The following is a 13,686-nucleotide window of genomic DNA, read 5'->3' as shown; positions in this document are numbered from 1 at the left end:
TCAGCGTCGACGGCACCGGTGCGGAGTTACATCGGCGCCGGTATATCGTTACGACTTCAGCGTATACCCGCAGCAGACGGCAGCCCCGCTCACGCCACCTCGGGACCAAGAAGCTGGTCGATGTGGCGACGCAGCGTTGCCAACCGTTCCCGCTCCGCCCGGCTCAACGGCGCATCACGACGCGCGGCGGCTTCAAGTGCTGCCGAAACCCGGTCGAGCTGGCGCAGAACCAGACGCGGTGGCGTCGGCTCCGCCGGCCCGCTCGGGGTCTCCGTATCGACTTCAGCGTCGCTGGCGGTGACAAGGGCGCTGTCCTCCGCGCGGGCAAGCTCGTCCTCGGCCCTGGCCGCACGCAAGGCCCTGACGGTCAGCCGGCCTTGAAATGCCAGCGCCACCAGACGATTGCGCACCACCGGGCTTTCGATCCGCGCCAGTTCGACCAGCACATTCTTCGACAGCGCCAGTTCGGACGTCAGAACGGCATTCAGCAGATCGTCGGGCAGGGTCAGGATGCGCAACACGCCGCTGATCTCGCTTTTAGCCTTGCCCAGCACGCCCGCCGCTTCCGACTGGCTCCAGCCGCGGCCTTCAATCAGCCGGGCCAGCCCCCTCGCCTCGTCGATCGGCGACAGATCGACCCTCTGCAAATTCTCGATCAGCGCTGCGATCTCAGGATCGGATTCATGCTCGATGGCTAGAAGCGCCGGCCAGCCGTTCTGCACGGCCGCCCGATAGCGTCGCTCGCCGGCAACGATGATGAAGCGTCGACGATCGCCCGGATCCCGCCGAACCAGGATCGGCTGCAACTGGCCGTGTTCGGCCATGGTGCGCGCCAGCTCGGTGATGGCGTCGTCATCGACATATTTACGGGGCTGTTCCGGATCGGGCGACACCCGGTCGATGGCGAGTTCGAAGGTATGGCGAAAGCGGCTGCTCTCGGTCACCAGCGTGTCGGATGCGTCGGCGATCATGCCGCGCACGGCGCCGAGGATCGGGGAGGGAGCCTTGCGTCGTGGCGCCATCAGACCTCTTCCTCCTCAAGACCGGCATAGGCCTTGTCAACATCGGCGCGGGGCAGGGGCGCATCGCCGATGATCCCTTCCGCCAGCCTCAGATACACGGTGGTGGCGACGCTGGATGGCGAGGCTTCCAGCGCGATACGGCCATTGCGGGCCGCATGGCCGAAGACGGCGCTGTTGGGCACCGGCTCCAGAACCGGAGCGATATCGCCCATGGCGGCGACCAGATGCGCCAGAACCTCGCGGTCGACCGATTTGCGCCGGCCATATTGCGTCGGCAGAATACCGGTCAGCCGCAGGGCCGGGTTCAGGCGGCGCTGGACCTTGTTGATCGTGCCCAGGATCAGGCCGACGCCCATGGTGTCATAGGGCTCGGTGCGCACCGGGATGAACACGTCATCGGCCGCGGCCAGCGACATCCAGGTCAGCATACCCAGATTGGGCGGGGCATCGATCACGATGAAATCATAGCGGTCGCGAACCTCGTCGAGCGCCTCGCGCAGCGAGATGTCGAAACCCGGCTCGCGGCGGCCATCGGTTTCCGACAGGTCGATATGGCTGGCGGCCAGATCGCAGAGCGGCGCGCGATCGGGCATGATCTCCTCGCCGGCACGGATGATGATCCGGCTGATCGGCGCATCGCCCAGAATGACCTGCGCCATGGTCTTGCCCTGACGATAGGCCTCGACGGCGCCCTCGGCGAGCAGGGCGACGGTGGCGGTCGCCTGCGGGTCCATATCGACCAGCAGCACCCGGTGATCGCCACGACTGAGCGCGTAGGCCAGATTCAAGGCGCTGGTGGTCTTGCCGACGCCGCCCTTCTGATTGGCGAAGACGATGGTTCGCGCCTCGCGGCCACGCCCTTCAACCAGGCGGCTGAGTGCCATCGACACGTCGGCCGGGATCGGGTCGCGGCCATTCTCCCACCGCGAAATTTTGGGCTTGTCATAGCTGCGCTGCAGCATGCGATTGAGGGCTTCCTTCAGATCAGCCTGACTGAAGCGTAGCTGCTGGCGCAGTTCGCGCATGCGTTCGCCATTCATCGGCAGAGCCTCATCAGTCTGTCTTTCAGGGAGTGGATCTTGGGCCGGGCCTGTGGATGCCGGACATAATGATGCGGATCAGGCCGTGGCGGTGTCGCCTGATCGTCATCCGGACACAGAATGACATGGCGGCGATCAACGCATCAATAGCGAAGTTGATGGTTGACTGGGATTCGGAGCGGGCGCGAGGGCCTCTGGTGGCTTGGCCGGCGAGATCGATGATCACGCACCGTTACATCTTCAGCGTTGGAAAGGCCGGGATCGGGATCGATCGGCGTTGTGGCGCCTGGGCGTATCAACTTCAGCGTAAGGTGGCCGGCGATCGCTGTATTCCGCAGAAATGCGGCAGCATCGACGCTGAAGTTGCAACGCCTGGACCGCTTGACAGCGCTGTGGCGGTTTGGGGAGCGTTACAAGATCAGCGTTGGAAGGCTGGATGCTGTCAGGTGCTCCACCGTATCAAACTCAGCGACACATCCGTCTCCGACCTGGGGACAGATTTTTGCGCAGGTGTGCGACCGAGAGGGCAGCAGGGTGGTGTGGACAAACATGGCTGGCCTCTTTTTGACTGGCAATACAGGCCGTTGTGGCAGATGGCTGTGATGCCGGTCGAGATTGAAGCGGCGGGCACCGGCCGCAGGCGAACGCGTCCTATCAGGTTTAGAAGAGCTATAGGATCTAGTCTCTATAGGAAGGGGTGTCGACTTCAGCGTGGATAACTGCGGCCGGCGTCGCGACTTCAGCGCTGCCGGCCGGGCGGGGCGTATCGAGATCAGCGTTGGCGCGTATCATCATCAGCGTTGGCCGCATGCCGGACCGCCAGGCGTTACGAGTTCAGCGTGGAAAAGCGCGGATAACCGCGGGTCACCGTCGGTCCGAGGCTCGCGGCGGCTCCCTGAGTGTTGCAACAACGCTGAACTTGATACGCAAAGCGATTGCGGCCCATGATGCGGCCTGTGGCGACATCGCCGCCAAGCCTATGATACGGCGGCAGGAATGGCGAAAGGTTCCGGATCGGCACGACCGGCCGGCAGGCGTCGCTGAACTTGCAACGGATTCGTGCCACATGAGGGCGGCCGCGCGCCGCGCGGTCTTTCCTGAGGCAGCAAAGCGTGTACAGTCGGATCGTGACGGATCAGGCATGAAATCGTCTGCCATTGACGGCAGGCATAACCGTGTCCGGAGGCGGGTGCACGCCTTGGAAACGAGCCCGGAGGTCGAGATGGCGGACGTGCATCAGCAGCTCATGCTCCACGGCCTGGATCAGGTCATGGCCACGGCCGACAGCGCCGCCGAACGGCGGCGGGTGCGCTGGGCGCATGAGATGATGTCGCTTGAGCACGAGACGATCAATTATCTTCATTCGGGCTTCGCTCAGGCGGCATTGCCCCATCGGGAGCCAAAGAACCCGCTGGAACCCTGGGTCCGCCGCAACGGCGCCTATCAGCTGATCATCCGGCCGGGTATTCTGCCGCTGAAGGACAAGATCGTCGACATCGGCGTGCCCTATGGCACGAAGGCGCGGCTGATCATGATCTATTTCCAGACCGAGGCGGTGCGCAGCCAGAGCCAGGTGGTCGATCTGGGGCCGACCATGGCCAGTTGGCTGCGCAAGATGGGGCTGTCGACATCGGGCGGCCCGCGCGGATCCTATGCCCCGGTGCGCGAACAGGCGCTGCGGATTGCGCGATGCGAATTCACCATGCGGTTCGAACGCGGCACCGCCGAAGCCCGGCTGGCCGACCAGCGGATCGTCGACGGCATGGATCTGTGGCGCGATGACAGCGACGCCGAAGACCTGTTCCGGACTGGCGGCGAATGGGTGCGGCATGTGAAACTGTCGGAGGCGTTCTATGAACACCTGATGGAACACTCGGTGCCGCTGTCGGAAGAAGCCATCGCCCGGCTGAAGCATTCCAGTCTGGCGCTTGATCTGTATGTGTGGCTGACCTATCGCCTGCACGCGCTGAAGCGCGAGATTACCGTTCCCTGGCACGCCCTGTCGGATCATTTCGGCAGCGAGAGCGGCCATCGCGTGCTGGCCTTCCGGCTGAAGGAAGTGCTGAAGGACGTGGTGGCGGTGTATCCTGAGGCCAATGTCGAGGCCAGCGGCCGAGGACTGGTGCTGCGGCCGTCGAAGCCGTCGGTGGCGGTATCGAGCGTGGCCGTGAAGCTGCCGGGCCGGCTCCGGCGGGCCTGATCCGCGCCCCTCCCGCGCGCCGTGGCCGTGTGATCCGGCCGTGTGATCCGGGCGGCACGGTTCCCGGTTCTGACATCTGAACGGCAAGGGCGGCGCCGCCCGCCCATCCGCCGCCGATCGCCCAGCCGCCGATCGCCGCCGCCGGCTTCAGCGCAGGCCTGGCAGATCGATGACCACCCGGGTCACGGCTTCATTGGCCCGCAACGTCATGCGGCCCCCATGAAGCTCCACCAGATCCTGTACCAGCGGCAGATCGATGCCGGTGCCGTCGCGACGATGGATGGTGGGATCGGTCAGCCGGGCCATGTCGCCCCCTGACGGATCATCGGCCAACGCCAGACAGCCATCGGTTTCAACCACGATCCGGCAGGCGCCCGTGCCCGGGCACGGAAGGCTGTCGCCTGTACCCGGTCGCTGCGGGTGGTCGTGGTCGGCGGTGCCGGCTTCTGTGTCGGCCGGCCGGCTGATGATCAGGCGAACGGTGCCACCCGGCAGGGCCGCGTCGATGGCGTCGATCAGCAGCCGCGTCAAGGCGCGGGGCAGGGCATCGGGATCGGCGCGGATCTCGGTCAGCTCCGGCGCAGCCTCCAGGCTGAAATGAACCCCGCCCTGGCGGGCCAGCTTGCGTGCGGCGGCAACCGGATGCCGCACGATCTCGGCCAGCGGACACAATCGGGCGCTGACATCGAAGCCGCCGGTTTCGATCCGCGCCAGATCGAGCAGATCATCCACCAGCCGCAGCAGGTGCAGACCGCTGACATGAATGTCGTTGACATATTCCATGTAGCGATCGATGGCGGCCGGGCCCAGCGCCTGATAGCGGATCAATTCTGAAAAGCCGATGATGGCGTTCAGCGGCGTGCGCAGTTCATGGTTCATGCGGCCCAGAAAATGGCTGCGGGCCGTGGCCGCGGCCGCTCTCTGCCGGCGCGCCTCCGCCATGTCGGCCGACCATTCGGCCGGCTGACCGGGCAGGGGGGTGGCCATAGGGTTCTGGGCGGCGATCAGCCCGATGGCGATGCAGAGATCTTCCCATGCCTCGGTCGCGGCGGCAACGGAGGCGGCATCGGGGATGGTCGCCCAACCGAAGACGGCGATCACATCGTCGGCATCCAGGCACAGCGCCGTGGCGTCGGGCGTCATCGGCAGGCACAGATTGCGTGGCACGCTCAGCCCGGACAGAATTACCGGTCTGCCGGTGATGTCGCGGATCATCCAGCTTGGGGGACGAAAGCCGCCATCGGCACCGGAGGTCGATGGTGGTTCGGCATGGGCCACCGGTTCGAGCCGGCCGCCGGCCAGCCTGCGCAGCACCACCACCTGACGGGCACCGGCACGCGTGGCCAGGCTGTGGACAAGACCCCGCAGGGCCGCCGGCGTGGTGGACATCGCCTGCGGTGTCATCCGTCTGACCCTTGCGGCCGCCTCGGGCGAGCCGGTGGCGGTATCGGGGGTGTCGGGGTCATCATGCTGTGGCACGCGGCTCATCAAAACGTTCCGACTGCTCATTCTTTGGTTCCGGCACCAGATCTTGCCACTTCCATTTCGTCGAGCGCGTCCATTCGCCGATAAAACGGATAAAATACACGACATAAAATATATAAATGCCATGTATATTCAAATCTGCCCGATTCGGGTCAGGTATCGAGTGGTTCCCTAAAATATGTCGGATCTCTATCCTTGTCTTCATATGATTTAATCTGCTTGGATACCCATCGGCCTTTGTTCAAATCCTGGCGGATGTAGGGGCGGCGGCCCACCGCATATCGGTATGACGTCGGGCCACCGCCGCTTGGCGCCAGACGCGGGCGCGGCTATGATCGGGGCGATGCTCACCCGTTCCGGACGATTGCCCAGATGACCACCGATCCCTCCGCCGCGCCGCCGGCGGATGCCGCCCATATGCCCACCAAGGCGCCGGCCCTGTCGGTATGGCGCCAGCGCCTGATTCTGATCGAAGCGGGGCTGGGGCTGGCGGCGGCGGTTCTGTCGGTGAAGCTGATCCCGTTCCGGCGCCTGGCGGCGTGGTCGTCCCGGCCGCTGCCCTCGGGCAAGGCAATGCCGCCGGTGACGGCGGATCCCGACACTCTGAAGGCGGATCCGGATTTCCGGACGGCGTGGCAGACCGGGCGTCTGGTCGCCATCGCGGCGCGGAAGGTGCCGTTCAAGGCGGTGTGTCTGCCGCAGGCGCTGGTCGGCCAGGGCATGCTGCGTCGTCGCGGCGTGCCGACCGAGATCGTCTATGGCGTGAAGCGCCAGGCACCCGGCGGTGGCATCGAGGCCCATGCATGGCTGGAGTATCGCGGCCAGGGCTTTCTGGGCCATGAGGTCGCCCCGGCGCATACCGAGATTGCGCGCTTCCCCGAAGGCGCCGGCGGCCGACCGCGCGGATCTGCCAAGGGCGAGGTGAAGCCGGGTTGACATCGACAGGCCCGAGCGGCCATGATCGATGCATGATCACGCGATATCGGGTGCCCGACGGCGCCCACGGCCGGCACGCGCTGCCTGCCGCCCGCCAGCAGCTTCGACTTCTCCGCCCGGCCTCCTGAGAGGCCGGGTTGTGGGTGCTTTGCACCGCCTGAGCTGTCGTTTCGCTGTTGGCCTTTGATCGTTATGTCCCCGATGATGATGCCTGAACCGGCCGGCCCCTGGCCGGCTGTCGCCATGTCCCGACGCATGGCCGTCGCCGATTATCTCTGCCGTTTCGATCTGGTGCTGCGACTTATCGCCGGCGGCACGCGCTGACGGCCGCCCCGCCGCCCGCCGATGCCCGCCCGACAGACATCCACACCGCCGCCCGCCGCCGATATGGCGGCGGCGCCTGTCATGGTTCCCGGGCCGTCACCGCGCGGCCCGGATGCGAGACTGATCCAGATCATGTTGCAGATGCCTCAGACCAAATACCGCCCGGCGCCGGCCATGGACATGGCCGACCGCCAATGGCCCGCGCGCACCATCACCAGCCCGCCGCGCTGGCTGTCGACCGATCTGCGCGACGGCAATCAGGCGCTGATCGACCCGATGAGCCGTGCCGCCAAGCGGCGGCTGTTCGATCATCTGGTCAAGATCGGCTTCAAGGAAATCGAGGTGGCGTTTCCGGCGGCGTCGGAGACCGATTTCCGGTTCGTGCGCGACCTGATCGAGCAGGACGCCATCCCCGACGACGTCACCATCCAGGTGCTGACCCAGTCGCGCGATGACCTGATCGTCCGGACCTTCGAGGCGCTGGCCGGGGTGCCGCGCGCGACGGTGCATCTGTACAACGCCATCGCGCCCGCCTTCCGGCGGGTGGTGTTCGGCGGCGGCGTCGCCGAGGTGACGGCGCTGGCGGTGGCCGGCGCCCGCCGCATCCTGGCGGAAAGCCGGCGCTATCCCGATACCGACTGGACCTTCCAGTATTCCCCCGAAACCTTCAGCAGCACCGAGCCGGACGTGGCGCTGGCGGTCTGTGCCGCGGTGCTGGATGTCTGGCGGCCGACGCCCGACGCCAAGGTGATCCTGAACCTGCCGGCGACCGTCGAGGTCTCGACACCCAATGTCTATGCCGATCGTATCGAGCATTTCTGCCGCCATGTGCCGATGCGCGACAGCGTGGTGATCAGCGTCCATCCCCATAACGATCGCGGCACCGGGGTTGCCGCCGCCGAACTGGCGGTGCTGGCCGGCGCCGAGCGGGTGGAGGGCTGCCTGTTCGGCAATGGCGAGCGCACCGGCAATGTCGATCTGGTGACGCTGGCCCTGAACCTGTACAGCCAGGGGGTGGCGCCGGGGCTGGATTTCAGCGACATCGACGCCACGGTGGCGATCGCGGCCGAGGTCACCGGCCTGCCGGTGCATCCCCGGCACCCCTATGCCGGCGAGCTGGTGTTCACGGCGTTCTCAGGCTCGCATCAGGACGCCGTCCGCAAAGGCTTCGCCGATCGCGACCAGCGCAATGATCCGGTCTGGGAAGTGCCTTATCTGCCGGTCGATCCGGCCGATCTGGGCCGGTCCTATGAAGCGGTGATCCGGGTCAACGGCCAGTCGGGCAAGGCCGGTGCGAGCTGGATTCTGAGCCGGACGCACGGATTGGAACTGCCACGGGCCGTCCAGGTGGATTTCGCCCACCGCCTGCAGATCATCGCCGACCGCAGCGGCCGCGAATTGAGCGGCGGCGATATCTGGGCGGTGTTCGCCGAGGCCTATGTCACGACCACGCCGTCAGCCCTGGCCGCCGCTGCCGCCAGCGCCGCGGTGGTGACGGCGGCGGAGGCCCATATACGGCCGGGCGTGGCCGGGCGCGGCGCGGATATGGCTGCCTATGTCACCGTCACCGACGCCGATGGCGGCCAGGCCTTTGGCGTGGGTTTCGGTGCCGACCGTGCGGCAGCGCTGGCCGCCGCCGAGGCGGCGGCACTGGCGCGGCTGTCTGGCTGACCAGTCCGGTCAGGCCTTGGGCTGGTCAGCCACAACGGCCTTTGGCCGGGTGGCCAGGCGCTGCAACTTTTCGTAGCGCTTGGTCAACCGGTCGCGGCGCAGCTTCGACAGATGCTGGGTCCAGAAGATCCCGTCCAACTGGTCGATTTCATGCTGCAGGCAGACGGCGAGCAGGCCATCGGCCTCGGCCGTCTCCCACGCGCCGTCCAGATCCTGCCAGCGCAGCCGGATGCGCGCGGGGCGTTCCACCTCGTCGCTGACACCGGGCATCGACACGCTGCCTTCCTCGTGCACCACCCAGTCATCCGACGACCATTCGATGATCGGGTTGACATAGGCGCGCACGCCCACGGGATCGTCCTCAAGCTCGATCACCACGATGCGCTGCAGGATGCCGACATGGGCGGCGGTCATGCCGATGCCGGGCGCGGCGCGCATGGTATCGACCAGATCGATGGTCAACTGGCGCAGGGCGTCGTCGAAACGCTCGACAGCTGCGCAGGGCATGCGCAGTCGCGGGTCCGGCACCTTGATGATCTCGCGCAGGCTCATGGGATCCGGCTCCTTCTGGCGGGGGCAGCCCTCGGGGGTGCGAGGGGGCACCCACCCGGTGTGCCACCGGATCGCCGTGGGTTCAATCATCTTGTGTCGCTGGATGCCGCGCCTTATGCAGCCGGTGTCTTATGCAGCCGATGTCTCATGCGGACAGGGTGGCGGTCGCGGGTCTGCCCGCCCGTGGCAGAGGGCCGCCGCCGCCGAAACTGTGCCGCCAGGCCGATGGGCTGGTGCCGGTGACACGGGTGAAGCGGTTGCGGAAGGTGACCGCGCTGTCGAAGCCGGCATCGGTCGCGATCTGTTCGATCGATCGTGTGGTGGTTTCCAGCAGATGCTGGGCGCGACGGATGCGGGCGGTCAACACCCATTGCAGCGGCGTGGTGCCGGTCTGTTCGCGGAAGCGGCGGGCCAGATTGCGCGGGCTCATCGCGGCACGCGCGGCGATGATCTCGACCGTCAGCGGGTGGTGGAGGTTGGCGGTCATCCAGGCCAGCAGCGGCGCCAGCCCGGCCGAGGATGCCGGCGGCTCGTGCAGGATGAACTGCGACTGGCCGCCGGCGCGTTCCAGCGGCATCACCGCGTCGCGTGCCGCGGCGGCGGCAACCGCAGCACCCCAGTCGCGCCGCACCATGTGCAGGCACAGATCCATGCCGGCGGCGGCACCGGCCGCGGTGAGGATCAGGCCATTGTCGACATAAAGCGCCGCCGGATCGACCCGCACCGCCGGATAGCGCGCCGCCATCAATGCCGATGCCTGCCAATGGGTGGTGGCGGCAAGTCCGTCGAGCAGGCCGGCCGCGGCCAGAACGAAGGCGCCGGTGCACAGCGACGCCAGCCGCGCGCCCCGGGCGGCCGCCGCCTGAAGGGCCGCGATCGCCGCCGGTGGCACCGGGGTCTGCGGCGTGTTGACGCCCGGCACCATCACGGTGTCGGCATCGCGCAACCCGTCGAGCCCGTGGTGAACACAGAGATCATAAGCCTGGGCGCGGATGCGCGGCGCCACACCGCAGACCCGCAGTTGATAAGGCGCGCTGCCATCGGTCAGGCGGACACGGCTGAAAATCTCGCACGGGGTGGCGAGATCGAAGGGCACGACATCGTGAAGGGCGAGCACGGCAACCAGATGGGGCATGGCATGCAGGCTGCCGCGCCGGCGGCCTGCCGGTCAAGATCCCGCGACTGGCGCTTGGCTGAATTTGAACGGAGATTGGCATTTCCGCCACTGGTACGGCGCGGACGCCCGGGGCATCGTTGCCGCCGATGACATCGACCCTGATATGTGGAGGACGGGACGGATGATGGTGGCGGCATCGGCGGGCGATCTGCGCCGCCTGCGTCTGGCATCGATGATCGAGGGCACGACCCTGGTGCTGCTGATCTGCATCGCGGTGCCGCTGAAGCATCTGTGGGGTATGCCCGAGGCGACGCGGATCATGGGGCCCATCCATGGCCTCGCCTTTCTGGCCTATCTGTGGGTGCTGACGACGGTGCTGTCGGCCGGGAGCTGGCGGCGGGTCGAGGCCGTGTGGCTGGTTCTGGCGGCGTTCATTCCTTTCGGCGCAATCGCGGTCGCCATTCTCTTGCGGCGCAAGGGGGGCTGAATGCTCTATGCGGTTGTGAAGGCGGCGCATCTGCTGGCGGTTTTCGCGCTGATCGCCGGCATGCTGGCCAATGCGCTGGTGCTGCGCATGGCGACGACGATGTCATCGCGGCAGCAGGCCGCGCCGATGCTGGCGACAATGACAGCCTGGGACAGCCGCGTCACCGGACCGGCGCTGGGCCTGACCTGGCTGTTCGGGCTGTCGCTGGCGGTGATGGGCGGCTGGTTTCCCGATGCCTGGCTGATGGTCAAGCTGGTGGCGGTGCTGGGGCTGTCGGCCCTGCACGGCATGCAGGCCGGCAGTCTGCGCCGTTTGGGTCGCGATCAGGCGCGTGAGGATCAGGCGGCGTTGTCTCCGCCACCGCCCTTGCGCCACGCGGCGGCCGTGATGGCGGTTCTGGTGGCGGTGATCGTGGTGCTGGTGATCATCCGGCCGTTCTGACCGCCTCGGCTTCGGTGTCGAAGCGGGCGCGGGCAGCGTTGATGTCCCCATGCATGGCTTCGGCCCAGCCGATCAGGGCGACCAGCGGCCCCTGCAACGACCGACCCAGCGGCGACAGCCGGTATTCCACGCCGGGCGGCTTGGTTGGAAAGACATGACGGGTGATCAGCCCGTCGCGTTCCAGGTCGCGCAGGGTCTGGGTCAGCATCCGCTTCGAGATGTCGGGGATGTTGCGCCGGATCATGCTGAAGCGCAGCGGCCCATTGGCCAGCGCGATCAGAATCAGCGTGCTCCACTTGTCACCCAGCCGGTCGAGCACGTCGCGCACCGGGCAGGTGGCGGGATTGAGGCGCACGGTCTGCCAGTCGCTGAAACTGGCCGCCAGGCTGGCGCCATCATCGTTGGGCACGGCCGGGGCCGATGCGGTGGCTGGACGGGCGAGCTGTGCTGACGCGGCGGACATCGGCTGGTCCTCGTGGTGAGGTGGTTCTGGTCGTCAGGTGGTTCCCTGGGCGTTACCTTGTCCCTGAAACCTGCCTCCTTACGCGGGCTCCAAGCGGTCTCTATCATAGACCTTGACCCGATGATGAACCAAGGCAGGATCGCACCCGATGTCCACCACCACCCCCCGTCTGCTCGTGACCGGCGCCGGCGGCCAGTTTGGCCGGCGCGTCGTCGAGCTGCTGCTCGATGCCGGCACCACCAATCTGGTCGCGGCCAGCCGTGATGCCGCCAAACTGGCCGACCTTGTCGCCCGTGGCGCCGAGGCCGTGACGGCCGACTTCAACGACACCGCGTCGCTGGATGCGGCCTTTGCCGGCATCGACCGGCTGCTGATCGTGTCGACCGACGCGCTGGGTGAACCAGGGCTGCGGCTGCGCCAGCATCAGGCGGCGGTGGCGGCGGCGGTCCGCGTCGGCGTGTCGCATATCGTCTATACCTCGATGCCCAATCCCGAACCGGCGTCGCCGATCGGCTTCGCGCCCGATCATCATCAGACCGAGCTGGCACTGGCCGCAAGCGGCGTGCCGCACACAGTTCTGCGCAATGGCTGGTATATGGAGAATCTGGTCGCGTCGCTGCCGCATGTGCTGGCGACCGGCACCTGGTGCACCTCGGCCGGCACCGGCCGCGTGGCCCATGTCGCCCGCGCGGATGCCGCCCGCGCGGCCGCTGCGGCGCTGACCGCGGCCACCGGCACCGCCACCCATACCATCACCGGCCCGACCGCCTATACGACCGACGAGGTCGCGGCGATCGCGTCCGAGGTCTTCGACCGGCCGATATCGGTGGTCCAGGTCAGCGACGAGCAACTGGCCGGCGGGCTGGCGGTCGCCGGCATGCCGCCCTTCGTGGTCGATCTGGTGGTGTCGTTCGACGCCAACACCCGTGCCGGCCGGATCGACATCGTCACCGATGCGGTCGAACGGCTGACCGGGCAGGCGCCGCAGACACTGGCCGCGTTCTTCGCGGCCAATCGCGCGGCGTTTCTGCCAGAGGCCTAGCCACTAGAGACGGGCGGGCCGGACGGTGGCACACTGCCGCCCGCCCGTCCCGCGCGTCGCCTGGCCCTTTGGCCTGCAATCGTGTGATGACGGCATGCTGTTCCCGAGGTGCCGGCGATGTCGCGATCAGAACGCCTGCTCGACCTGTTGCAGATCCTGCGCGGCCATCGCCAGCCGGTGAGCGGACAGGTGCTGGCCGACCGGCTGGGGGTCAGCATCCGCACGCTGTATCGCGACATCGCGACCCTGCAGGGCCAGGGCGCCGACATTCAGGGCGAAGCCGGGCTTGGCTATGTGCTGAAACCGGGCTTCATGCTGCCGCCGCTGATGTTCACGGTGGATGAGATCGAGGCCCTGGTTCTGGGCGCGCGCTGGGTGGCGCGGCGCGGCGATGACCGGCTGGGGCAGGCGGCGTTGTCGGCGCAGGCCCGGATCGCCGATGTGCTGCCACAGGCGCTGCGCGACGAGATGGCGGCATCGGCGCTGCTGGTCGGGCCGGGACCGGGGCCGGCCGCGGTCATCGATCCCGCCATGATCCGGGCCGCGATCCGGGCGGAGCACAAACTTGCGATCCGCTATGGCGACGCCGCCGGCGCGCTGAGCGACCGGGTGATCTGGCCGTTCGCGATCGGCTTCTTCGACCGGGTGCAGGTGGTGGTGGCCTGGTGCGAGTTGCGCGACGGCTTCCGCGTGTTCCGCATCGACCGCATCAGCGCCTGTTCCGATATGGCGACCCGATATCCGCGGCGCCGGCAGGCGCTGCTGAAAGCCTGGCAGATCGAGCGCGACATCGCGCCGCCGCCGTGACGCTCCGGCCCTGATCGTCCCGCTGTGCCGATATCACACCCGTGCCGCTGCTGCCGGAAACTGTCAGGGGGGGGCGGCTATGATCCGGTCATCGCCCAC

The 13,686-nt window shown here is 67.3% G+C and carries 13 protein-coding genes; 7 read left to right on the top strand and 6 right to left on the bottom strand.

What is annotated here, in order from left to right:
* Window positions 1-89: 89 nt before the first annotated feature.
* Complete coding sequence (locus WG924_RS05785; RefSeq protein ID WP_345932062.1) at window positions 90-1,022, bottom strand: ParB/RepB/Spo0J family partition protein; 933 nt, start codon at window positions 1,020-1,022, stop codon at window positions 90-92.
* A complete protein-coding gene (locus WG924_RS05780; RefSeq protein ID WP_345932061.1) occupies window positions 1,022-2,062 on the bottom strand; it encodes a ParA family protein in 1,041 nt (346 codons plus the stop codon). The genes WG924_RS05785 and WG924_RS05780 overlap by 1 nt, the downstream gene beginning before the upstream one ends.
* A 1,198-nt stretch (window positions 2,063-3,260) precedes the next feature.
* Here WG924_RS05780 and WG924_RS05775 point away from each other — a divergent pair.
* Entirely contained in the window at window positions 3,261-4,262 is a 1,002-nt protein-coding gene (locus WG924_RS05775; RefSeq protein WP_345932060.1) for a replication protein RepA, read from the top strand.
* Between the two features lie 147 nt (window positions 4,263-4,409).
* Here the strand turns inward: WG924_RS05775 and WG924_RS05770 are convergent, their stop codons facing one another.
* Complete coding sequence (locus WG924_RS05770; RefSeq protein ID WP_345932059.1) at window positions 4,410-5,750, bottom strand: sensor histidine kinase; 1,341 nt, start codon at window positions 5,748-5,750, stop codon at window positions 4,410-4,412.
* 369 nt (window positions 5,751-6,119) lie between these two features.
* On the opposite strand from WG924_RS05770, the gene WG924_RS05765 reads away from it, so the two are divergent.
* Window positions 6,120-6,683, top strand: coding sequence for a lasso peptide biosynthesis B2 protein (locus WG924_RS05765; RefSeq protein WP_345932058.1), 564 nt, complete (start codon window positions 6,120-6,122; stop codon window positions 6,681-6,683).
* Window positions 6,684-7,139: 456 nt separating this feature from the next.
* Window positions 7,140-8,678 (top strand): 2-isopropylmalate synthase, encoded by a 1,539-nt coding sequence (locus WG924_RS05760; protein ID WP_345932057.1) that lies wholly within the window; start codon window positions 7,140-7,142, stop codon window positions 8,676-8,678.
* Between the two features lie 9 nt (window positions 8,679-8,687).
* On the opposite strand, the gene WG924_RS05755 is transcribed toward WG924_RS05760, so the two are convergent.
* Window positions 8,688-9,230 carry a peptide deformylase gene (locus WG924_RS05755; RefSeq protein WP_345932056.1) on the bottom strand — a complete coding sequence of 181 codons (543 nt, stop codon included), beginning with the start codon at window positions 9,228-9,230 and terminating at the stop codon, window positions 8,688-8,690.
* Window positions 9,231-9,375: 145 nt separating this feature from the next.
* Window positions 9,376-10,365 carry a GlxA family transcriptional regulator gene (locus WG924_RS05750; protein WP_345932055.1) on the bottom strand — a complete coding sequence of 330 codons (990 nt, stop codon included), beginning with the start codon at window positions 10,363-10,365 and terminating at the stop codon, window positions 9,376-9,378.
* 163 nt (window positions 10,366-10,528) lie between these two features.
* Between WG924_RS05750 and WG924_RS05745 the strand changes: the two genes are divergently transcribed.
* Both WG924_RS05745 and WG924_RS05740 read left to right on the top strand, forming a co-directional pair.
* The gene (locus WG924_RS05745; RefSeq protein ID WP_345932054.1) at window positions 10,529-10,834 is read left to right on the top strand and encodes a DUF3817 domain-containing protein; all 306 of its coding nucleotides are present in this window, start codon (window positions 10,529-10,531) and stop codon (window positions 10,832-10,834) included.
* Window positions 10,835-11,275 carry a CopD family protein gene (locus WG924_RS05740; RefSeq protein WP_345932053.1) on the top strand — a complete coding sequence of 147 codons (441 nt, stop codon included), beginning with the start codon at window positions 10,835-10,837 and terminating at the stop codon, window positions 11,273-11,275.
* On the opposite strand, the gene WG924_RS05735 is transcribed toward WG924_RS05740, so the two are convergent.
* Entirely contained in the window at window positions 11,259-11,738 is a 480-nt protein-coding gene (locus WG924_RS05735; protein ID WP_345932052.1) for a winged helix-turn-helix transcriptional regulator, read from the bottom strand. The genes WG924_RS05740 and WG924_RS05735 overlap by 17 nt on opposite strands.
* Before the next feature lie 148 nt (window positions 11,739-11,886).
* Here WG924_RS05735 and WG924_RS05730 point away from each other — a divergent pair, with 148 nt between their 5' ends.
* Window positions 11,887-12,780: an NmrA family NAD(P)-binding protein gene (locus WG924_RS05730; RefSeq protein WP_345932051.1), complete on the top strand. Its 894-nt coding sequence runs from the start codon at window positions 11,887-11,889 to the stop codon at window positions 12,778-12,780.
* Between the two features lie 117 nt (window positions 12,781-12,897).
* Window positions 12,898-13,587 (top strand): helix-turn-helix transcriptional regulator, encoded by a 690-nt coding sequence (locus WG924_RS05725; protein WP_345932050.1) that lies wholly within the window; start codon window positions 12,898-12,900, stop codon window positions 13,585-13,587.
* Window positions 13,588-13,686: the final 99 nt, after the last annotated feature.

It is taken from the genome of Tistrella arctica (assembly GCF_039630945.1).
GTDB lineage: Bacteria > Pseudomonadota > Alphaproteobacteria > Tistrellales > Tistrellaceae > Tistrella > Tistrella bauzanensis.
The sequence above is the reverse complement of the archived record's forward strand: the minus strand, read 5'-3'. Positions and strand labels throughout refer to the sequence as shown.

Coding starts and splice junctions, on each gene's coding strand:
- WG924_RS05785 (WP_345932062.1), bottom strand. CDS start 1,022: ATGGCGCCACGACGCAAGGCTCCCTCCCCGATCCTCGGCGCCGTGCGC.
- WG924_RS05780 (WP_345932061.1), bottom strand. CDS start 2,062: ATGAATGGCGAACGCATGCGCGAACTGCGCCAGCAGCTACGCTTCAGT.
- WG924_RS05770 (WP_345932059.1), bottom strand. CDS start 5,750: ATGAGCCGCGTGCCACAGCATGATGACCCCGACACCCCCGATACCGCC.
- WG924_RS05765 (WP_345932058.1), top strand. CDS start 6,120: ATGACCACCGATCCCTCCGCCGCGCCGCCGGCGGATGCCGCCCATATG.
- WG924_RS05760 (WP_345932057.1), top strand. CDS start 7,140: ATGTTGCAGATGCCTCAGACCAAATACCGCCCGGCGCCGGCCATGGAC.
- WG924_RS05755 (WP_345932056.1), bottom strand. CDS start 9,230: ATGAGCCTGCGCGAGATCATCAAGGTGCCGGACCCGCGACTGCGCATG.
- WG924_RS05750 (WP_345932055.1), bottom strand. CDS start 10,365: ATGCCCCATCTGGTTGCCGTGCTCGCCCTTCACGATGTCGTGCCCTTC.
- WG924_RS05745 (WP_345932054.1), top strand. CDS start 10,529: ATGATGGTGGCGGCATCGGCGGGCGATCTGCGCCGCCTGCGTCTGGCA.
- WG924_RS05740 (WP_345932053.1), top strand. CDS start 10,835: ATGCTCTATGCGGTTGTGAAGGCGGCGCATCTGCTGGCGGTTTTCGCG.
- WG924_RS05735 (WP_345932052.1), bottom strand. CDS start 11,738: ATGTCCGCCGCGTCAGCACAGCTCGCCCGTCCAGCCACCGCATCGGCC.
- WG924_RS05730 (WP_345932051.1), top strand. CDS start 11,887: ATGTCCACCACCACCCCCCGTCTGCTCGTGACCGGCGCCGGCGGCCAG.
- WG924_RS05725 (WP_345932050.1), top strand. CDS start 12,898: ATGTCGCGATCAGAACGCCTGCTCGACCTGTTGCAGATCCTGCGCGGC.